Raw genomic sequence first — 20,391 nt, forward strand, 5'->3', positions numbered from 1 at the left:
CTCCTTAAAATGGAATATCTTCATTGTCTACTGGGAAAAATGCTTCTCCCTCGTCATCTGATGTAGAAAACTGATCATAAGAAGAGTTTACTGGTGGTTTGTTGAATCCGCCAGGATTTTGAGATGGTGCGGAGAATCCTCCTACGCCTTCTTGTGGTCTTCTTTGATATGTTTGAGATTCTGATCTAGATTCGATGAAGTGCACTCTATTTACTACCACGTCTGTGGTATACACTCTTGTGCCATCTGGTTTGTCATAGCTTCCTGTTTGAATTCTTCCTTCTAGTCCAATTCTATTGCCTTTGTTGAAATAGTTGGCTATTAGTTCTGCAGTTTTTCCAAAGGCTACGCAGGATATAAAATCAGCTGTTGGTTGATTTTGTGCTTCTGCTTCTTGACGTTTTTGTTGGTTGTAACCTCTATCTACTGCTACGGTTATTCTAACATTTGCCATTCCTGATGGGCTGTATCTAAGCTCAGGGTCTCTAGTTAGTCTTCCTATCAATGTTACTACATTCATTTTATCACCTATTTTTCTATGGCTACTACCATATGTCTCATTACTGGGTCTAAAATCTTAGCTACTCTGTCGAACTCTTTTACTGTTGCAGGTTCTGCTTCGAAGTTTACTAGTACGTAGTATGCTTCTGTATAGTATTCGATTTCGTATGCAAGTTTTCTCATTCCCCATTCATCAACTGATTCGATTTTACCGTGTGTTTCGATGATGTTTTTTAGTCTGTCGAATGTCTTAACTCTTGTTTCTTCTTCTACATCTGGGTAGAACATTAGAACTACTTCATATTTTCTCATATTACACCTCCTTGTGGTCTTTGGCACTCTCGTGCAAGGATTATTTAACTCATTTAGTTTATAATATGGATTTAGTTTTGTCAAGGGTTGTGGAAGTTTTTTGTTTTTGTTTGTGATTACTGCTACGTTGATAAATATTATTTTTAATTTTCGCGCGGTTATGCCTGAGTAAAATGATTCGTTCAGTTGAAATAAATGGAAGCTGATAGCTTCCACTACGGTGATGAATCAAATATTTTTTTATATTTTTTGTAAAAGATGGGTTAAATATAGGTCAGATCCTTCGACTCCAAAGGCTACGCCTTTTTCGCTCAGGATGACAAATTGGGTAATGTAACACACTTGCAGGGTGACGGTAGTTGGGAGGACTTTATAAAGAAAACCTCAATTAATCTCTTAAAAAGAGCAGAAAGAGGTTCACACATAAGATCAGCATAAGCAGTAAAGGTCCTTTCCTCTTCAGCATTAAGTCTTACAGATACAGTTTTCATATCTACCACCTCTAAGGCAAGAGTATTACATTGTATTACACAAATCAATAAAAAGCTTTATTTTTCTAAAACTATTTTTGTATAAATTTTTTCTGTGAATTTGTATATTACAAGATAAAAAATTATATAAATAAGAAATACAAAAATCATTGATTTAATAAATAATTTTGTATTCATAAGTCCTATTAGCATTAAAAATTTTTGCAAAACAGGAAGGGCAAAGGATGTGTGAATGAAACAGAAAACTATTGGTAAAAACAAAAGCCACGCCATTTGTTTTCTTATAATTTTCTTGCCATCAACTTCATCCAGTCCAAGTTTTCTTAAAATTTTAAATCTTTCTACATCTCCATAGGCTTCTGTGAGAAATTTGTAGTATATGGCAAGCCCCATTGTGATCAAAAATGCAAGGGAAAGAATTATACCAACGAAAAATATTACTCCATAGTCACTTAAAAACTCCTCCTTTGTTTGCTGTCTGTCTATTATTGTGAGTTTTTGATTTGGATTTACTTTAATGTCATTCTTGTGTTCGTTAAGTAAATTATTAAAGTTTTTTGGCAAGTTTCCCTTTATCAAAGTTGTTATATCTGGAGTTACTTTAGAGTTGTTCCATTGGCAATTTAGTTTCTCACAAATTTTATTTGCAGTTTCGTAATCTTTTGCTAATATTTTATTTTTTTCAAAAATTGTCTGCACACTTTCCAATGGAATATCTATTGTTTCATTGGATACTTGCCTTGCGCTAAATCCCAATTTTTTTATAAATTCTTCATTATTATCTTCTTTAAAATAAATTAAATCTTTGCCTTTAAAGTCTAATTTGGTGTCAGGACTATAAATTATGTCCAGTGAAATTATGTCATTTTTTAAATTTGCATTAGTCCATTCTCTTTTTGTCATTACCTTTAGCTTATTCTTGTCTCTAATAAGTGGGATGGCCCATTCATAAGTTGTAGTGACCTTTCCATTAATCTTATTGTAAGATAATAAGCTTCTGATATTATTTCTATACTTATCTAAGTTTTTTATACTTAATGACTCTGCTTCAGTCCTTATGGCATATGGTGCTGGAAATATTCTGTTGGTTGCATCTCCTATGCCTGCATAGAGACTTATGCCTGATGTTAAAACTATTGTAAAAGCTGTAGATAGTATTGCAATATTTGCAAGAGATCTAGCATTATTATTTACTCTATACAAAAGCCCGGACACAGATAGAAAATTTCCTTTCTTGTAATATAGGACCTTATTGTTTTTTAATAGTTCAAGAAATAAAGTCACTATGGTGGAAAAAGCAAAATAAGTTCCAATTACAACTAACGTTGCTGCAATAAAAAATTTAAAAAAAGCTTGTACCGGATTTTTTGTAGTTAAACTTATAGCATAACCTCCTACAATAAAAATTATTCCCAACAAGGCAATTAATTTTGTAAATTTATTTTTCCTATCTCCTGCCTTGGATTCATTTACCAAAGCTATTGGAGAATAATTTCTCATCTTAATAATCTGAATTACAAATACAAAAATCAGTATTGCAATAAATATTAAATCTACAATAGCTACTGCCAAAATATTATTAAAAAATCCACCCTCAAATATATTTATGGAATTATTTGTCAGTATCAAAAAAATTCCAAGAGATAATTTGTATAAAGCAAGGCTAAAAATACTTGCTGTTATTATCGAAAAAATAATAATATAAATTATTTCCCAAAATAAAATTATTCGCAGATGTGTTTTTTCAAGTCCAAGTATTAAATAAAGTCCTTGCTCTTTCAACTTTCTCTTTTGAATAAAAGAATATACAGAAGAAAGCATTATAAGTGAAAAAATTGATAAAACTATGACTCCATAAAACAGGATACTTTTCATTGTTTCCATTCCCTTTGCTCCTGCAAGAGACTTATCTAAAACAAGGCTTAAGCAAATTGAGCTTAGAACAATAAGAAATATTATTGTTCCAATAAAGGGCATAAAAATTTTTTTATTTCTCTTAATTCCAGAAAGGGCAAGTCGTGAGTAAAGTGATTTCATTTTCTCAACTCCTTTGTAACATCTGCATTGTGTCTGCAATCTTCTTTTGCATATCAAGGGAAGTCCTCTCGCCCCTATAGATTTGATGGTAAATTTCTCCGTCCTTTATAAATAGAACTCTCTTCGCCTCTGATGCAGCCATGATGGAGTGAGTTACCATAAGTATAGTCTCCCCATCTTGGTTTAAGTCTTTAAAAACCTTTAAAAGTTCTCTTGTACTATTGCTATCGAGAGCTCCTGTTGGTTCATCAGCAAGTAAAATTTTCGGTTCACCTATAAGTGCTCTCGCAATTGCAGTCCTCTGTTTTTGCCCTCCACTTATTTCGTATGGATACTTATTTAATAGATCTGAAACATTTAACTTTTTTGCAATTTTCAATAATTTTTCTTCCATAACAGAAATTTTTTCATCGGACAATACTAGGGGCAATAAAATATTTTCTTTAACAGTGAAGTTATCAAGAAGATTAAAATCTTGAAACACAAATCCCAAATTTTCTCTTCTAAATTTTGCCATTTCGTTGTCCTTTATCTCTTGTAAATCTTTGCCCATTAAAATTACTTTTCCAGAAGTTGGTCTATCAAGTAACGCCAAAATATTTAATAAAGTTGTCTTTCCACTTCCAGACTCTCCCATTATGGCAATATACTCTCCTGCTTCAACAGTAAAATTAATTGACTTTAGAGCTTCAAGCTCATTTTTTCCAAAGTGACTTCGATATATCTTTTTTATATTTTGAACTTCTAACATCTTCCATCTCTTTCAGAAATAATATTAATCATTAACAGCAATGGGCTTTGCATAATAAACAAAGATCATTGCGTCATATAAATCTTTTGGAACTTCCTTTACTCTATAAGTCTTTGGCATGAACTTCATAAGTGGAGAATACCCTTCTCCAAGACTTACCATGTTGATTTCTTTATTTATAAGGTCAAAAGTTTCTCCTTCTTTAACTTTTGTGAAATCCAAATAATATTTCCCTTTAAATTTTCTCGCACTGTAAGCTAAAGGATCAGCGGATACAAAGACATGATTTGACCTCTTATTATCAGGACCAGCCATATTTATGTTTACAATTCCCTTATAAAAGTCTGTTCCAATAATAAAATATTTTTCTCCAAAAATTTTCTTTAAGTGAGACCCCATTGGCTCATAAAATTTTTCACTTTTTGCAATGTGACCGTTGTGTCCAGAAATTAAAAGCATCTTATTTCCCTTTGATTTTTCAAAATCACTTATCCACTTAACATTCTCAGCCATAAGCTCATCTCTCAAAGTGTTTACTTTTACATAATCATTAAAATCTAATTCGTAATATTTTATGCTATTTAATACATTTGTAAGAGCTCTTGAAGCTATTTTTGCATCTGAAGAGGATAGGGCGTCTGCATAAGCTTTTATCTCTAACAACAAAGCTTCCTTATCTTTTATCTGTGAAATCTTAATTTTTTCATCTTTTATAAAAGAAAGCTCCTTTTTCAAGTCTTTTTCTTGTAATATATTATTTTCCTTACAAAAATCTAATATTAAATCAATAGATTTTTCTGGATTTTGCATGTCAAAGCCGTAAAAAGAAAGTTTGTCCTCATCCTTGGCTTTTTGATTGTAGTCAAACATATAATTTATAAGATCATTCATGTTCTTTGTGTGATAAATATTAAAAGAAAAAATTCTTGAAATATTTTCATCTCTCTTGTTTCCGTGAATGTAATTGTTGATTATCATTCCTTCGCCAAAATCAGCTTCAATAGCAAAGCTCTTTAAATTATTTTTTTCAACTAAAGTCTTTAAAACTTCTAATTTTAAATCTTGAAAATCAGAATTTCCGTGAGTCGCTTCCCCAAGTCCAACAACTTGTATATTGCCATCTAAATTTATCTCACTTACAGCTTTGCCATAGTCTTCTATATCAGAAATATTTTTTCTGGCACTTAACTTTGGAAGATTAATCCATAAAAAATCTCCAATCCCTATAAGAATAATAAGGGATACTAAAAAAATTAAAATCCCTTTAAATATTTTCTTTATCATTTTCTCACCTCTTCCTATATTATATATTGTATAAAAAAATAAATCCTTTTATTTACATAACAAATAGAGCTTTAATGTGACATTTTTGTAAGATATGAAAAAAGAGTGCTAAGCACTCTCATCCAAAATATTTTTTAAATTTACATAAATCTTTGTGCCAACCTTTGGCTCTGACTCACACCTCAATGTCACTCTTAAAGACTTCCCAATATTCTTTGAGAGGTTAAGTCCCAGTCCCGTTGACTTTTTCTCCAACCTACCGTTGTAACCCGTGTATCCTGCATCAAAAATCCGCGGCAAATCTTCTGGCATTATTCCAATTCCATTGTCTTCAATTACAAGTTCATTTTTCTCTAAATAAATTGCAATACTTCCATTATGCGTGTACTTGATTGCATTAGAAATAATTTGCTCTAATAAAAAAGAAAACCACTTGGCATCAGTTAAAATTATTTTCTTAGTTTCGAAAAAGTCTACCCTATTATTTTTCCCAATAAACTGAATTGAATATTTTCTAATTACGCTCCTAATAATTTCATCTAAATTGTACTTGCTAAAGACATAATCCGTGCTATTTGCATTCATCCTTGCATAGCCCAAAATATTTCCCACATACTCTTCGATTTCAAAAATCTCTTTTTCGCAATCTATTCTGTTTATTTCATCTTTTTTGAGTAAAAGTTTTAAAGCAAATATTGGGGATTTTATTTGATGAGTCCAAATAGTTAAGTAGTTTTTTACATCTGCTCTTTTCTTTTCTCCAATCTCTTTAACTCTTTTATTTTCTTCTAGGCTTTTATAAAGAGCCTTTGATAATGGGGACTCATAAAGTTCTAATATTTTTTCGTAGTCTTTTCTATTTAAAAGATCTATTTCTTCTCTGTAATCACGGTCTCTTATGGAGTAAAGAAAAATCATATAAATAAAAAATAAAAATAGATATAAAAAAGCTATATAAATGGACTTATCCCTATCAAATTCAAAAATTAAATAAGTTCCCAGGATATAAAAAAATATGAAAAATCCAAGAATTAATGTAAACTTTTCTCTCTTTAAAAAACTTTTAATTGGCAGGTGGGACATAATAGCCTACTCCCTTCTTAGTTTTTATTAACTCAAAAATATTTATATCTTCTAGCTTTTTTCTTAGACGCATTACATTTACTGTTAAGGTGTTGTCGTCAATATAGGAATCAGTTTGCCAAATTTTATCAATAATTTCATCTCTATTAACAACTTTACCTGGCTTTTCCAAGAGAATTTCTAAAATTTTAAATTCATTTTTCGTGAGTTCTATTTCTTTGTTTTCTCTTGATATAATCATCTTTTCGCAGTCAAGTCTTATGTCTTTGTAAAAAATATTTCTTGTCTCAATATATTCGTAAGCTCTTCTAAGCAATGCTCTTATTTTTATTTGTAACAGCTCTAGTTCAAATGGCTTAGTCAGATAATCATCTGCTCCAAGATCCATTGCCATTATTAAATTTAAATTTTCATCCGCAGCTGAAATAAATAAAATTGGAACTTTAGAATTTTTCCTAATAATTTTGCACCAATGATAACCATTGTAAAAGGGAAGAGTCACATCCATTAAAACTAAATCAGGATGGAAGTTTTTAAATTCATCAAAAATATTTTGAAAGTCCTCTGCAATTTTTATTTCATAGTTCCAAAACTCGAGGTGCCTTTCAATTCCTTCTGCAATTACCTTGTCATCTTCTATCAAAAAAATCTTCCACTTTTTGTTTTCCATATCTTTACAACCTACTCTCTTAACTAAAACTTACCTGACTTAATTATATATATTAAAACCCGCTAACAAAAGTAAAGCATAACCTGCTAAAAAAAGTCAAGCATAAAAAAAGGAGCCTAAGCTCCTTTATTTTAATATTTTTTATCATACTGTGGCTTCTTCTTTTGCTGCTTCTTTTTCTGCTTCCATCTTCGCTTTTGCTGCCAATGCTTCTTGTCTCTTCTTTTCTGCTTGTAGTCTTTGGTTTTCTTTTATTTTTGCGATTCTTTCTGGATATTCACAGAAGATTGCGCCTGTTGGACAGTTGGCTACGCAGATTCCGCAGTTGATACATTTTGTATAATCGATTGCTGCTAGGTTGTCTGTTACGTGGATTGCGTCTTTTGGACATTTCTTTTCACAGATTCCACATCCGATACATCCGTTACTGCAGTATGTTCTTACTTCTTTACCTGCATCTTTTGAGAAGCATTTTACTTCTGTTTTTTGTTTGTATGGCATTAGTCCGATTATATTCTTTGGACAGATTTTGATACATTTCATACATGCTACGCATTTTTCCTTGTCTACTTCGGCGATTTTGCCGTCTGTGATATGGATTGCGTCGTAGTCACATACTGTTGTACAGGTTCCGCCACCTAAACAGCCGTAACTGCAGGCTTTTGAACCTTTTTGAAAGTCTGCTATTAATCTACAGTCTACTAAGCCTTTGTATTCATATTTATCTTTTGCTGCTTCACAGGTTCCTTGACATTTAACTACTGCTACTTGTCTTTCTACGTTGCCGGCGTTTACTCCCATTACATCTGCAACTGCTGCTGCTACTTGGGCTCCCCCGATTACGCATCCTGTTACTGGTGCTTCTCCTCTTGCTATTGCGTCTGCTAGTCCGTCACATCCTGGGAATCCGCAGGCTCCACAGTTTGCTCCTGGTAGAGCATTTCTAACTGCTATTACTTTTGGATCTACTTCTACTGCAAATACTTTAGATGCTATAGATAGTATGACTCCAAATAGTGCTCCTATTATACCTAGTATTATTATTGGTGTTATTATTGAAGACATCTTTTCCTCCTTATACCAATCCGCCAAATCCGGAGAACGCTAGTGCCATTAAGCCTGCACTTATTAGTGCTATTGGTACTCCTTGTAGTGGCTTTGGTACAGCTCCTAGGGCAAGTCTTTCTCTTAGTGAACTCATTAGTATTAGTGCCATTGAAAATCCAAGTGATGCTCCTAGTCCTGAGAAGATGGTTTCTATTATTCCGTATCCGTTTTGGATGTTTAGTACTGTTACTCCTAGTACTACGCAGTTGGTGGTAATAAGTGGTAAGAATACCCCCATGGCTGTGTATAGTGCTGGTGAGATCTTCTTGATTACCATTTCTACGAATTGTACTAGTGATGCTATTACTAGTATAAATACTATGGTTTGTAAGTATTCAAGATGGTATACGTCTAGTATAAACTTTTGTATGCACCATGTGATTATTGATGCTAGTACTACTACGAATGTTACTGCGATTCCCATTCCTGTTGCTGTTTCTGTCTTAGATGATACTCCAAGGAATGGACAGATTCCTAAGAATTGTGCGAATACGTAGTTATTTACTAGTATGGTGGATATTAATATGGTTATTATTTTACCTGCCATTATTCTCCCCTCCTAGATAGTATTGATCTGTATCCTGCAATTAAAAATCCTAGTAGTATGAATGCTCCTGCTGGGGCTCCCATTAGACCTATTCCTGGGAATGCTTCTGGTAGAATCCTTTTATCTAGTAATGTTCCGTAGCCCACAAGTTCTCTTATGAAGCCCATTGTGATTACTGCTAGAGAGTATCCTATTCCTGTTCCTAGTCCATCTACTATTGATGGGATTAATTTGTTTTTATATGCAAATCCTTCTGCTTCTCCTAATATACAGCAGTTTACTACGATTAGTGGTAGGAATATTCCTAGTGCGCCGTAGATTGCTGGTGAAAATGCGTGTAGTATCATTTGTACTAATGTTACAAATGTTGCTATTACTACTATGAAGCATGGGATTCTGATCTTGTCAGGGATTATATTTCTAAATATTGATACTACTGCGTTACTCATGATTAGTACGAAGGTTACTGCAGCCCCCATTGCTATTGCGTTTTGAAGACTGTTTGTAATTGCTAGTACTGAACATAGTCCTATCAGTTGCATGAAGATAGGGTTGTGTTTAATCATTGAATTTGTAAATACTTTACTTAATTTCATTAGTTTGCACCCCCATCAGCTTTTAGAACTTGGTTGTAGACTTCGATTGCTATGTTGTCGCCTTTTACTACTGCTTTTGAAGTAACTGTTGCGCCTGAGATCCACATAACTTGGTTTTCACCAGATGGGTCCTTTGCATATTCAACAGGTCCTGCTGCAGATTTGCCATTATAGCTTGATGTGTAGTCTTCACCTTCTATATGTGTTCCAAATCCTTTTGTTTCTTGGTTTGTAATATTTCTAAATCCTGCCAATTTATCTCCGTCAAGTAGGATTCCTATGGCATTTGTCATTGAACCACCAAATCCGTTGGTGTTTACATTTATACCGTATCCTACTACTTCGCCGCCTTTTTTAGCAACGAATACATTTTGAATGTCAGGATAGTTTGCTTGTATTTCTTCTAGTTTTGCCTTGTCATATTCTTCAAAGTCATCTGCTGCTTCTCCAAATATAGCTTGGTAAGACTTCATAGTTTGTTCGAATTCCATTTGTTTAATCTTCGGTTCGGTTATTCCGTTTACATATGCAAGAAGTCCTGCTGATATTGCACAGAATATTAAAAGAATTATTCCGAATTTAATTGGTTCTTTCATTTATTTTGCACCTCCCCGTAAGCTTCTGTCTTAGTTAATCTGTCGATTAATGGAGTTGCTACGTTCATTAGGCATATTGAATAAGATACACCTTCTGGTAGTGAAGCCTTGGTTCTTATGACTGCGGTTATAATACCACAACCTATTGCAAATATAATCTTACCTCTGTTGTTACCAGGAGAAGTTGTATAATCTGTAGCCATGAAGAAAGCTCCTAGGAAAAGTCCTCCACCTAGGATTTCATATGGGATTATATTAAAAGGTACTCCAAGTATTGGTAAAAATACTGCAGTTGTAAGTATATAGAAAACTGGGATTCTCCAGTTAATTACATTTCTAATGATTAGATAAAGTCCACCTAGTAATAGAAGAGCCGCAGAGGTTTCTCCGATTACACCGTAGATTTTTCCGGTGAACATATTCATAAGTGGTGGAAGACTCTCAAAATTTCCAGCTTTTATAACTTGAAGTGGAGTAGCTTCTACCATTCCATCCACAGTTGCTTGTGCAATAGTGTCATAGTTGATGTATGCGGTCATTTCCTTTGCCCAGGATGCCATAAGCACGATTCTTGCAGCAAGAGCTGGGTTCATGAAGTTAAATCCGATACCACCGAAACATTCTTTAACAACGATAATTGAAAATACACAGCCGAAAATAGCCATCCAATATGGAAAATCATAAGGAAGGTTAAATGCGATTAAAATACCAGTTACAATCGCAGAAAGGTCGTGTACTTGAGTAGGTTTTTTAGCTAACTTTTGATAACAATATTCAGATGCTAGACATGAAAAAGCACAAACTATAGTCAAAAATAGGGCTCTAATTCCGAAGAAATAGATAGCACCTAAAAGAGCTGGAATAAGTGCGATAATTACGTCAAGCATTATCTTTTGAACAGTATCCTTACTTCTAATATGTGGGGCAAGAGATACAAAATAATTAGCGTTTAAATTTTCTTTTTCCATACTTACCTCACTGATTTCATTCTGATTTCACGCTTAGCAAGCTTTATAGATTGGGTCAAATGTCTCTTTGCAGGGCAAACGAAAGAACATATACCACATTCCATACATTGGTCAGCATGAAGTCCGATACAAGCGTCAACATTTCCTCTAAGGATAGCTCCATTGATTCCAGAAGGATTAATCCTAGCAGGACAATGATCTATACATCTAGAGCATCTAATACAAGGGCTTTCTTCATAAGTATCAATGTCTTCATCAGTAAACACAAGGATACCAGAAGTAGTCTTGGTAATAGGACTGTCTAAATCGAATACAGACTTACCAGTCATAGGACCACCGCATACGATCTCAACAGTATTATCCTTAACACCGCCACAAAAATCTAATATGTCTCTTACAGAAGTTCCGATCTTAACCAAGATATTCTTAGGCTTATTGATACCAGAACCAGAAACAGTGATCACTCTTTCGTAAGAAGGCTTACCTTCAATCACAGCTTCATAAAAAGCAAGAGTAGTACCAACGTTGGTTAAGAAAACCCCAACAGTGTTGGTAACGCCATTTTGAGGGACGATTCTGCCAACTACCGCTTCAGATAGTCTCTTAGAATCCCCTTGAGGATACTTGGTCTTACAACCTACTACCTTAATATGGCTCCAAGCAGGATTGCTCTTAATTCTTTCTTCCATCTTTTCGATGGCATCAGGCTTATTTTCTTCGATAGCCATGTAAGAAACATCCTTGTTGTAGTAGTTTGCAAAGATTTCAAGACCCTTAAGTATTTCATCAGTCTTTTCTAACATGATTCTGTGGTCACAAGTAAGGAAAGGTTCACATTCCGCACCATTGATAACACACTCATCAAGAACAGGATTTTCGTTTTTAATCTTCGCATGAAGAGGAAAACCTGCCCCACCCATACCGACAATACCCTTTTCTTTAACGAAAGGAATCATATCATCTAGGGATTTTTCTTCATAATTTGGCATAGGTACGCGCTCAGCCTCTTCGCCGAGCTTGTCATTCTTAATAACAATATGTTCACAGTATCTGCCATCTGCTGTGTACATCATTTTGATAGCTTCCACGGTTCCGGATACACTCGCATGCACAGGAGCAGAGATAAACGCTTCAGAATCACCGATCTTTTGGCCCATTTTAACATGGTCGCCAACCTTAACGATAGGTTTGTTTGCAGCACCTATATGTTGAGACATAGGGATTGCTACAAGTTCAACCTCCGGCATAGTTTCTATCTGACATTTCTCTGAGAGTTCCTTATGCTCATCAAAGTGAATCCCACCAACTGAAAACGTGAGATTTCTTGAACTCATAAATTCACCTCTTTAAAGATAAGTTCATATTATTCTATAAAATTAATTATAACACTTTAGCAAAATGACCTCAATCAAATATAATAAAAAAATAACATACTTATCGTAAATGTGTAAATTATAATAGTTTTTAATATTAGCTATCATTTAAATCGAAAGGATAGAAAAAAATAAATATAACCTAAAGACTATATAACCATAGTAAAATGGTGGGAATTTGATTTTTGTAGAAAATACTAATTTTTATCTTTTTTAAAAAGGCGCAAAGAACACAGATCCCCTGGTGTGAACAAGTCTGGATGATTATCCGTAGCGGAAGCAATCTGCTTCCATTAACTTTGATACTAAACTATCTATCCTCAGACGGTAGCCGTGCAGCAACCATTCATCCTATTCATCCCCGTAGCGGAAGCATTTTGCTTCCATAGCCGAAGGCTCTACTTAGAAAACCTTAAGGAAGACAGTCATCCTGAGCGAACGAAGTGAGTCGAACGGGTATAACCTCAGAGAACCAAGTCTTGGCAAGTGAATTCATCCGAACATAACCCCACCATACTCGAGATCCTTCGACTACGACGGTTCCGCCTTGCTCCACCGTCTCCGCTCAGGATGACTTGGTGGGAGGTTTATTTTAAAACTTCTTGCTATATAGTGTTTACTTAAATGACTTGGTTGAAATTTTATAATTCTCTATGATGAATGTATAGAGGATTGTCATCCTGAGCGAAAGCAGTGAGTCGAAGGATCTGACCTATATTTATCCAACATAAGCATTTATAATAATATCAATAACAATTATCACGCTATCCGGATAGCATTTAAAATTAATCATCAGTTTTTAACCTCACCATCGTTATACCCATTCGACTCCAATGACTCAGCCTAGGCTTCGTCATTTCCGCTCAGGGTGACTGTCTTCCTTTAGTTTTATTTAAATAAGCCTCTCGGCTGTGGAAGCAAAATGCTTCCGCTACAAAAATAAATCTTTTATAAGTTTTCTTAGAAATAAATTTTGAACATTCCTCAAACCTATTCCTTAGTATCCTTAATCAATACCTTCTATAGATATAGCCTCTACCACCACAAGTGATTTTTGCTTCCGGCGTTAAGAAATTTTCCACTGTTTGAGCATAGCGAGTTTGGAAAATTTTAGCCGGATAAAAAAATCACTACCAAAACCTCCCCAATGCGAGGTGGGTAGAGGGAGCTCGAGGGAGAAGGGAGGAAACTGCGAGTCTCGAAGAGAAAACCGCAAGTTTTTTCGAGAGACGTTAATTTCCTCCCTCTCCCTCGTAAAAAAAGATTTGAAGAAGAAAGAATAGGGTTTGGTTATGTAAAAGATATTTATTCATATTTTTGATGCTATCCGGATAGCATTTAAAATTAATCATCAGTTTTTAACCACACCATCGTTATACCCATTCGACTCCAATGACTCAGCCTAGGCTTCGTCATTTCCGCTCAGGGTGACGGTCTTCCTTTTGGTTTTCTTAATATCGTTCCCCCAACTGCCTTCACCCTGAGAGGCAGTCGAGTTCTGCAAATCAGCCTTTGACTTCGTAATTTCCGCTCAGTGTTACTTTATTTGGAAGATTCAATTTGGAATCCATTTTCCCCACAAAAAAATAGCGACATTATGCCGCTATTTTCTAAAAATTTTATAATTAAAAATCTAATTATACATTCTCATTCTTTTCTTCACAACAATCGGTGCGACCATGTACATAACAACCGCCGCAATGAGGTGCACCGCAAGCACCACCGCCACGATTTTCGTCGGTCCGCCCAGAGACTTAAGACTCATATACTTTGGTAATATATCCAATATAATGAATTTTGCCAAGAATATATATCCGAGAAATCCGAGGTTAAATACCATTACCGTTCCGTTTCTCTTCACCGCTTGTTGTGGGTTGTCCCAGTCGAGTTTCGGTTTAAATGATCCTACAAGCATCGCCAATGCCGCTATGAAAAACATTGCAACCCCAAGTCCTACCAAGGCTCCGATAATAAACATTGGTCTAAATCCCACCAAGAATAATGCTATTAATGCAGTTGGGATTGTGTTTACACTTTGTAGCAAAATTGATGCTGCAACTCTTCCTCTCACCTGTTCTTTCGCAGAGATTGGCAAGGTTTGTGTCAGCCAAATCTTTTTTCCTTCCCTCGTAAAACTGGTAAGTGCTGTGTTACTTGATATGCTCACAATTGCTCCAACTAGGAAGAATGCTGCTGCTGCAAAGATTACTTCTTCAATTGGAGATGAAAATGATGAGCCGATAAGCTCTGATACTACTCCATAACTTGGGGTTATTCCTAGAGTTTTTGAACTGCTAAATAGGAAAAATATCACAAACACCGCCAAGATAAGTCCACCAATTCCCACATTGAATAGAAATACGGGAGTCTTCACAATATTTAATAGATCTCTCTTCATCAAGGTCTTCGCAACACTTTCTTTGGAGTTTGCCCTCGCCTTTACATGCTTCTTGTGAGAATCTTTTGAGTTTTCAAGATTAATCGCCTTGAATACAAATCCAGTTGATACTTTTGAAAATATATATAGAATTCCACTTCCAAGCAATAGGGCAACAAATCCCACAAGCACTGACACAACTATATTCTTTTCAAGTATTACTTTCAAAAAGAAAATCTGTGGCACCCAACTTGCAACTTTTTCTATTCCTCCAGAAACCGCAATATTCTTTGTAACTGCACTGTTTACAAAGAATTGAATTCCTATGGAAAAGCCGAGCAAAAGCATAAATCCAACCACTTGGAAGATGTACTTAGTGCTTCTAAATTGGTTTAGGTACCTCATTACAACTGACACAACTATTGTGATGACAGCAATTTCAAAGTTTACAGAACCTATGACAAGCATGATTACCGGAAAGATCTTCGCAACGTCGTTGAATCCAGCATTGGCATAAGGAATATAGACGAAGCTCACGTAAATTCCAAATATGATGTAGAAGATAAGCCCCATTGATAGTGCCTTTGCAAATAGGATGTTTTCCCTCTTGATTGGCAAGGTCATGAGCATCTTCACCTCGTTTGAGTAGAAGATCGCCGACATAAATGCCACCATGTAAAATATCAATAAGAATATTCCCATTCCAAGGAAAAGCTGAATCATAACCATGTATCCCGCTTCAGTCCTAGCAATTTCTGTGATTGCAGATAGAGCCACCACTCCGAAAAGTCCTATGATGTAGATGGTTAAAATCAGAGATAAAAAGATATTTAAAATTCTCTTTCTTTTTCCTTTGCCATCGTTGGTCCTCAAATTGAAAATTCTATAAGTGAAACTTTTTAAATCTTTCTTTATTAATGTTTTAAGCTCTGTCATCTGTTAGCTCCAAGAATATTTTTTCCAAGCTGCCTGTGTCCTTCGCCGCGGCCTTGATTTCGTCAAGAGTCCCAACAGCTATAATCTTACCCTTGTTGATGATACCGATTCTGTCACAGAGATTTTCTGCAACTTCCATTACGTGGGTGGAGAAAAACACAGTCCTGCCCTCATCTGCCAAGGCTCTCATGATTTCCTTTAATCTAAACGAAGATTTCGCATCGAGGCCAACCATTGGTTCGTCGAGAATTAAAAGTTTTGGACTGTGGATCAGCGCTCCCATGATGACGATCTTTTGTTTCATTCCGTGGGAATATCCAGCGATCATCACATCGAGATTGTCCTTCATCTCAAATACTTCTGCGTATCTATCAATCTGTTTATTTCTCTCTTCGTCGCTAAGTTCAAACACGTCGGCGATAAAGTTTAGATACTGCCTTCCAGTCATGATGTCGTAGATTTCTGGACTGTCCGGTACGTAGGCGATCTGCCTCTTCGCTTCCACATCATCGTGAATTGCGTCGATTCCGTCAACAGATATACTTCCGCCATCAGGCATAAGCATGCCCACGATCATCTTAATCGTCGTGGTCTTACCAGCGCCGTTTGGACCGAGAAATCCGTAGATTTCCCCAGATTTTACAGATAGGTCGATGTTATCCACCGCCACCTTGTCACCGAATTTTTTAGTTAAATTTTTAATTTCAAGCATATTATTCTCCTAAATTAGTCTTAATTTTATTATAAAGTTCAATCGTCTTTTCATCGTCTTCCATATTGAAGTAGAAATTTTTGTTCTTCGTCTTCATATGGATGACCTTATCTACATTTCTGTAAATGTAGAGTCTCACAGGTCCGATACCCTTCATCTCAAAATCACCATAACCTTGGGACTCGATGGCAGCACCATTGGTCCGAATCATCTCCACCTTTGGAAATTCGTCGAGAAGTTCCAAATTTTCCACATCGGAAAGATCAATTTTGTCGCTATAAATCTTGGCGCTAATCTCCATTCTGTCACCGATAAATTCATAGCTATACTTGGCAGGAGATAGAAAATATCCCACAGAACCCACCAGAGCGATAATTAAAATCGTAGAAACTAAGTAGATTATCTTGCCCGCCTTGTTGCCACGATTTATTTCCATATTTCCAATATTTAACTTGGAAGGCACGAGAATTCTCGGATCATTTGGATTGTTGTAGCCGAAAAGATCGTAGAAATCATCTTCAGAAGAGATAAACTCTTCGTCAATCTTCTGTTCTGATTTCACAAGGTAGATGGTGTAGCTAAGCACCACAGCCATCTCCGCAACCAAGTACCAAAGGATAAACTTCCCTTCTATAAAATCATCTAATGCAAGTACCAGCACAGAAGTAATCCCTGAAAAAATCGTAGCGAGGATGATTGCAACTCTTTCAGGATAGACCTTTGCTCGTAGATTTCTGCGGATATTTTCATCCCTATCTGAAGTGTAAACCGTGTTTCCCCTCCTTCTCAAAATAAAAGCAAAGAAGAGAAAGAGGAGCACATTTATAAGCCCCGTTACAATAATCGTAAAAGCAAGAGTGTTGATTTTAAACTTCAAAAGCGAAGGTAAGAGCAAGATAATAGGCAAAATATAAAAATATTCTGAAATCTTCGCCTTTTCAATCTCCATATTCGCCACCACGTCTACAAAGAGCACCTTGGCATCGTCCACGTTCCACGACTTCTTAAGCGCCCTTAGATTCCTCATTGAAAGATAGGTGGAATAGCCCATCCCCATAGAAACTCCAAGTACAGAAACGATGAAGATATACATAATAAACGCCTCAGACTTGGTCACAAACATGAGAAGAGGAAAGAATAGAGAAACTATACAAATCTTCTTTCGCATTTCTTTTTCGTGATTTAGAATCTCCTGTACCTCATCGGACTGAAACTGCGCATAGGACATGGTCGTCGCAAGAACGTAGCCATTTTCATAACGCAGATTCCTCTTTTGAGAAAAGTACGCAACAATTGTAATGAAATATGCATTAGCAAGTAGAATTATCATAAATACCATCGAGAATCACCTCCACTTCGTCTTTGGAATAACCGCGGGCAATAGCCTCCTTAAATAAATCTTGCAAATTTTCTTCGTAAGCCTCGCATTTAAGAGAAGCATCTGAATAGATTCGAGAGCCGACACTTCTGTCCACCTCGATAAAACCCTCATCTTTTAGAAGGGTATAAGCCTTCTGCACCGTCATAATATTTAAATTTAAATCACTGGCAAGACTTCTCACAGAAGGAATGGGATCGCCCTTCTTCAGCTCGCCATAAGCGATAAGGTTTACAAACATATTCCGAATCTGAATGTAGATCGGAGTGTCTTTAGTAGTATCAATCTTATAAATCATAACCCACCTCTGTATTACTTATTATATAACACATGGTACAGTTGTCAATATAATTAAATAATATTTTTTGTAAAATTTAGAACTAAATACATGATCCTCAGGCGAAGCCGTGAAACAACCATTCTTAATATTCACACTCGTAGCGGAACTTTCTAGATTCCACAGCCGAAGGCTACAATGAACTTCCCAACTGCGGTCACCCTGAGAGGCAGTCGAGTTCTGCAAATCAAACATAGATTATTATTTGCCTACGCCTAAAATATATTTAAAATAAAAAAGGGATACATGATTTCTCAGGTATCCCTTTGCGTCTAAGACGCAAGATCTAATAGGTTGTGTTTCCACAACTATGTCCCTATAGGACTATTATGTCTTTAATATACAAAATAATTGACTATTTGTCAAAAACGTATAACTCTTTGATTTTTTTATTTATTAGGTCTAAATGTCTTGAATCCAAGATTGATTCCACTCAGAGCCTCTCGGCTATGGAAGCAAAATGCTTCCGCTACAAAATTAGATCGTACCTCAAAGATAAATATATTTTTAAGATTAATAATCCTCAAGACGAATAAACAAAAATCCTTTCCCAAAAAAAACAAAAAAAGCACTTTAAAAGTGCTAATTTATCCTCTCGAAAATCCCATATAAAATTGGCTTATCAATACTTCTCCACTTGCTCTCGTACTCCGTCACAATATTATCCGGAAAATCCTCAAGCTTCATATCAAAAGTCTTAAACACGCATTTAAAACCGCATTCGTCAAAATAATCAAGACTCGCTTCGAAGAGGTCCCTATCGTCCACCTTGAGGTAGATTTTCCCACCAACTTTTAAAAACTTCTTGTACCTCTCAAGAAAAAGCGGATAGGTGAGCCTTCTCTTCTGTTGACGAGGCTTCGGCCACGGATTGCAGAAATTAATATAGATAGTGCTCACCGCATCCTCGTTGAAAACTTCGTCAATCTTTTCAATATCAATGGCAACCGCCCTGACATTATTAAGTTCATTGTCCTTTATCTTCCTTGCAGCATAGATAAACGCGTTGGTCTCCTTATCAAAAGCCACAAAATTCACATCAGGATGCCTAAGCGCCATCTGTCTAAGGAACTCTCCCTTTCCAGCGCCAAGCTCCACCCTGATTTCATTATTATTACCAAAAATCTCCTGCCAACGGTCCTTCAAACCCTCGGTTTCAAAAAACACATAGGGATTCTCCTTCATCTCCGGAATGGCAAAATGTTTCTTTCTAAGTCTCATATAATCACCAAGTAGATTATATAGATAATGGCAGCTAAATTCAAGAAAAAGATGGGTATTGTTGTTAGAAGTAATCCCGGGATGCTTGTCATCATTACAGAAACATCCGTCTTCAGGCGTAGCCGTGCAACCACATAAATTACCATTAACACTTTGTAGCGGAAGCTATTAGCTTCCATCAACATCGATACTACATTATCTCCACTCAGACATCGCCGTACGACAACATTCCAATTACATCAATCACCACTCTTTTAACCAAACTAAAAAACACAAACCTATACTTGATTTGTGTTTTTATTAATATAATTCTTCTTAAACTATTTCATATATCTATTGGCAACATCTTCCAGTAAAGAAAAATCACAACAACGACTTTTTACCTTCAACTCAAAAGAGGTTAAAGAGCTGTCATCTTGCGTCATTTTTTTATAAAGTGAATACGCTTTGCTTGTAATATTTAATTTATTCGATCTGATCCACCTAATTTGTTTACTTAATAAAGTCTGGTAATTCTTATCTTTTATAGAATTAATATCTATTTTAAAATAAGTATTATTAACTAAAGGTATCATATTATTTAAATTAATAGCTCCCAGATTTCCAGAATCAATTTTTATAAAATCAATATTATTCTTCATAGTGATATGCTTTCTTTTAGGCGAAGATAGAGGCGCAAAATAATTAATAGAACTATCAGCAGTTGATAAGCTCAAAATAATGCCAACATATGGTCTATCAATACCATGGTTAAATAAAACTTTACTATCAAAAGTTCTTAAATAGTTTAAAAATTTACTATCTACTGTAAATAAATTTAACATTCTATCCCCTTTACAAAAAAAGCGGCTTGCAATAAGCAAACCACTTTTCCTTTTTTAGTTCGCATTTAATGGCTGCGTACACCGCTTTTTTAGTTCGCATTTAATGGCTGCGTACACCGCTTTTTTAGTTCGCATTTAATGGCTGCGTACACCGCTTTTATTACAATTAAAATATACCATAGATATGTTTTTCTGTCAATAAAATGGTATCTTGTGTAATGCTCATAGTTTCATATTCATCCCGTAGCGAAATCTCCAAACTACACCAAACATCAATGTCTTACCTCAAA

General features: G+C 35.4%; 20 protein-coding genes. All 20 read right to left on the reverse strand.

Annotated features, from left to right (window positions below; all coding sequences use genetic code 11):
• Positions 1-4: 4 nt before the first annotated feature.
• The 20 genes from HMPREF1252_RS07415 to HMPREF1252_RS07510 all read right to left on the reverse strand — a co-directional run bounded on the left by HMPREF1252_RS07415 (position 5) and on the right by HMPREF1252_RS07510 (position 20,101).
• Entirely contained in the window at positions 5-520 is a 516-nt protein-coding gene (locus HMPREF1252_RS07415) for a single-stranded DNA-binding protein (RefSeq protein WP_023060050.1), read from the reverse strand.
• Between the two features lie 8 nt (positions 521-528).
• Complete coding sequence (rpsF, locus tag HMPREF1252_RS07420) at positions 529-813, reverse strand: 30S ribosomal protein S6 (protein ID WP_008900899.1); 285 nt, start codon at positions 811-813, stop codon at positions 529-531.
• Positions 814-1,124: 311 nt separating this feature from the next.
• Positions 1,125-1,304, reverse strand: coding sequence for a DUF6290 family protein (locus HMPREF1252_RS10015; protein WP_255325002.1), 180 nt, complete (start codon positions 1,302-1,304; stop codon positions 1,125-1,127).
• Positions 1,305-1,361: 57 nt separating this feature from the next.
• Positions 1,362-3,341 carry an FtsX-like permease family protein gene (locus HMPREF1252_RS07430; RefSeq protein WP_023060087.1) on the reverse strand — a complete coding sequence of 660 codons (1,980 nt, stop codon included), beginning with the start codon at positions 3,339-3,341 and terminating at the stop codon, positions 1,362-1,364.
• 4 nt (positions 3,342-3,345) lie between these two features.
• Entirely contained in the window at positions 3,346-4,092 is a 747-nt protein-coding gene (locus HMPREF1252_RS07435; protein WP_023060054.1) for an ABC transporter ATP-binding protein, read from the reverse strand.
• A gap of 24 nt (positions 4,093-4,116) precedes the next feature.
• Positions 4,117-5,376 carry an erythromycin esterase family protein gene (locus HMPREF1252_RS07440; protein ID WP_023060058.1) on the reverse strand — a complete coding sequence of 420 codons (1,260 nt, stop codon included), beginning with the start codon at positions 5,374-5,376 and terminating at the stop codon, positions 4,117-4,119.
• Positions 5,377-5,484: 108 nt separating this feature from the next.
• Positions 5,485-6,294, reverse strand: a complete 810-nt coding sequence (locus HMPREF1252_RS07445; RefSeq protein WP_238318196.1) for a HAMP domain-containing sensor histidine kinase — start codon at positions 6,292-6,294, stop codon at positions 5,485-5,487.
• 145 nt (positions 6,295-6,439) lie between these two features.
• Positions 6,440-7,129, reverse strand: coding sequence for a response regulator transcription factor (locus tag HMPREF1252_RS07450; protein ID WP_023060062.1), 690 nt, complete (start codon positions 7,127-7,129; stop codon positions 6,440-6,442).
• 144 nt (positions 7,130-7,273) lie between these two features.
• On the reverse strand, positions 7,274-8,194 hold the full coding sequence (locus HMPREF1252_RS07455) for an RnfABCDGE type electron transport complex subunit B (RefSeq protein ID WP_023060061.1): 921 nt from the start codon (positions 8,192-8,194) through the stop codon (positions 7,274-7,276).
• A 10-nt stretch (positions 8,195-8,204) separates the two neighbouring features.
• Complete coding sequence (gene rsxA, locus HMPREF1252_RS07460; RefSeq protein WP_023060094.1) at positions 8,205-8,783, reverse strand: electron transport complex subunit RsxA; 579 nt, start codon at positions 8,781-8,783, stop codon at positions 8,205-8,207.
• Positions 8,783-9,379, reverse strand: coding sequence for an electron transport complex subunit RsxE (gene rsxE, locus HMPREF1252_RS07465; RefSeq protein WP_023060076.1), 597 nt, complete (start codon positions 9,377-9,379; stop codon positions 8,783-8,785). Before rsxE ends, rsxA begins: the two co-directional genes overlap by 1 nt.
• The gene (locus HMPREF1252_RS07470; protein WP_023060052.1) at positions 9,379-9,975 is read right to left on the reverse strand and encodes an FMN-binding protein; all 597 of its coding nucleotides are present in this window, start codon (positions 9,973-9,975) and stop codon (positions 9,379-9,381) included. The genes rsxE and HMPREF1252_RS07470 overlap by 1 nt, the downstream gene beginning before the upstream one ends.
• The gene (locus HMPREF1252_RS07475) at positions 9,972-10,943 is read right to left on the reverse strand and encodes an RnfABCDGE type electron transport complex subunit D (RefSeq protein WP_023060057.1); all 972 of its coding nucleotides are present in this window, start codon (positions 10,941-10,943) and stop codon (positions 9,972-9,974) included. Before HMPREF1252_RS07475 ends, HMPREF1252_RS07470 begins: the two co-directional genes overlap by 4 nt.
• Before the next feature lie 2 nt (positions 10,944-10,945).
• A complete protein-coding gene (rsxC, locus tag HMPREF1252_RS07480; RefSeq protein WP_008900912.1) occupies positions 10,946-12,277 on the reverse strand; it encodes an electron transport complex subunit RsxC in 1,332 nt (443 codons plus the stop codon).
• A gap of 1,672 nt (positions 12,278-13,949) precedes the next feature.
• Positions 13,950-15,629, reverse strand: a complete 1,680-nt coding sequence (locus tag HMPREF1252_RS07485) for a hypothetical protein (RefSeq protein ID WP_023060078.1) — start codon at positions 15,627-15,629, stop codon at positions 13,950-13,952.
• Positions 15,616-16,341: an ABC transporter ATP-binding protein gene (locus tag HMPREF1252_RS07490; RefSeq protein WP_023060049.1), complete on the reverse strand. Its 726-nt coding sequence runs from the start codon at positions 16,339-16,341 to the stop codon at positions 15,616-15,618. The genes HMPREF1252_RS07485 and HMPREF1252_RS07490 overlap by 14 nt, the downstream gene beginning before the upstream one ends.
• A gap of 1 nt (position 16,342) precedes the next feature.
• Positions 16,343-17,680 (reverse strand): PH domain-containing protein, encoded by a 1,338-nt coding sequence (locus HMPREF1252_RS09345; protein ID WP_023060046.1) that lies wholly within the window; start codon positions 17,678-17,680, stop codon positions 16,343-16,345.
• A complete protein-coding gene (locus HMPREF1252_RS07500; RefSeq protein WP_023060085.1) occupies positions 17,652-18,017 on the reverse strand; it encodes a GntR family transcriptional regulator in 366 nt (121 codons plus the stop codon). The genes HMPREF1252_RS09345 and HMPREF1252_RS07500 overlap by 29 nt, the downstream gene beginning before the upstream one ends.
• A gap of 621 nt (positions 18,018-18,638) precedes the next feature.
• Positions 18,639-19,277, reverse strand: coding sequence for a tRNA (guanosine(46)-N7)-methyltransferase TrmB (gene trmB / locus HMPREF1252_RS07505; protein WP_023060065.1), 639 nt, complete (start codon positions 19,275-19,277; stop codon positions 18,639-18,641).
• 320 nt (positions 19,278-19,597) lie between these two features.
• On the reverse strand, positions 19,598-20,101 hold the full coding sequence (locus HMPREF1252_RS07510; protein ID WP_023060082.1) for a type III toxin-antitoxin system ToxN/AbiQ family toxin: 504 nt from the start codon (positions 20,099-20,101) through the stop codon (positions 19,598-19,600).
• Between the last annotated feature and the right edge of the window lie 290 nt (positions 20,102-20,391).

This window comes from Peptoniphilus sp. BV3AC2 (assembly GCF_000478945.1).
Lineage (GTDB): Bacteria > Bacillota > Clostridia > Tissierellales > Peptoniphilaceae > Peptoniphilus_B > Peptoniphilus_B duerdenii.

What these genes read in the sequence shown, in the direction of transcription:
- HMPREF1252_RS10015 (WP_255325002.1), bottom strand. Translation starts at nt 1,304, where the DNA reads ATGAAAACTGTATCTGTAAGACTTAATGCTGAAGAGGAAAGGACCTTT.
- HMPREF1252_RS07450 (WP_023060062.1), bottom strand. Translation starts at nt 7,129, where the DNA reads ATGGAAAACAAAAAGTGGAAGATTTTTTTGATAGAAGATGACAAGGTA.
- HMPREF1252_RS07435 (WP_023060054.1), bottom strand. Translation starts at nt 4,092, where the DNA reads ATGTTAGAAGTTCAAAATATAAAAAAGATATATCGAAGTCACTTTGGA.
- HMPREF1252_RS07510 (WP_023060082.1), bottom strand. Translation starts at nt 20,101, where the DNA reads ATGTTAAATTTATTTACAGTAGATAGTAAATTTTTAAACTATTTAAGA.
- rpsF (WP_008900899.1), bottom strand. Translation starts at nt 813, where the DNA reads ATGAGAAAATATGAAGTAGTTCTAATGTTCTACCCAGATGTAGAAGAA.
- rsxA (WP_023060094.1), bottom strand. Translation starts at nt 8,783, where the DNA reads ATGGCAGGTAAAATAATAACCATATTAATATCCACCATACTAGTAAAT.
- HMPREF1252_RS07485 (WP_023060078.1), bottom strand. Translation starts at nt 15,629, where the DNA reads ATGACAGAGCTTAAAACATTAATAAAGAAAGATTTAAAAAGTTTCACT.
- HMPREF1252_RS07430 (WP_023060087.1), bottom strand. Translation starts at nt 3,341, where the DNA reads ATGAAATCACTTTACTCACGACTTGCCCTTTCTGGAATTAAGAGAAAT.
- HMPREF1252_RS09345 (WP_023060046.1), bottom strand. Translation starts at nt 17,680, where the DNA reads ATGGTATTTATGATAATTCTACTTGCTAATGCATATTTCATTACAATT.
- HMPREF1252_RS07455 (WP_023060061.1), bottom strand. Translation starts at nt 8,194, where the DNA reads ATGTCTTCAATAATAACACCAATAATAATACTAGGTATAATAGGAGCA.
- HMPREF1252_RS07415 (WP_023060050.1), bottom strand. Translation starts at nt 520, where the DNA reads ATGAATGTAGTAACATTGATAGGAAGACTAACTAGAGACCCTGAGCTT.
- HMPREF1252_RS07445 (WP_238318196.1), bottom strand. Translation starts at nt 6,294, where the DNA reads ATGATTTTTCTTTACTCCATAAGAGACCGTGATTACAGAGAAGAAATA.
- HMPREF1252_RS07475 (WP_023060057.1), bottom strand. Translation starts at nt 10,943, where the DNA reads ATGGAAAAAGAAAATTTAAACGCTAATTATTTTGTATCTCTTGCCCCA.
- HMPREF1252_RS07500 (WP_023060085.1), bottom strand. Translation starts at nt 18,017, where the DNA reads ATGATTTATAAGATTGATACTACTAAAGACACTCCGATCTACATTCAG.
- HMPREF1252_RS07490 (WP_023060049.1), bottom strand. Translation starts at nt 16,341, where the DNA reads ATGCTTGAAATTAAAAATTTAACTAAAAAATTCGGTGACAAGGTGGCG.
- rsxC (WP_008900912.1), bottom strand. Translation starts at nt 12,277, where the DNA reads ATGAGTTCAAGAAATCTCACGTTTTCAGTTGGTGGGATTCACTTTGAT.
- rsxE (WP_023060076.1), bottom strand. Translation starts at nt 9,379, where the DNA reads ATGAAATTAAGTAAAGTATTTACAAATTCAATGATTAAACACAACCCT.
- HMPREF1252_RS07440 (WP_023060058.1), bottom strand. Translation starts at nt 5,376, where the DNA reads ATGATAAAGAAAATATTTAAAGGGATTTTAATTTTTTTAGTATCCCTT.
- trmB (WP_023060065.1), bottom strand. Translation starts at nt 19,277, where the DNA reads ATGAGACTTAGAAAGAAACATTTTGCCATTCCGGAGATGAAGGAGAAT.
- HMPREF1252_RS07470 (WP_023060052.1), bottom strand. Translation starts at nt 9,975, where the DNA reads ATGAAAGAACCAATTAAATTCGGAATAATTCTTTTAATATTCTGTGCA.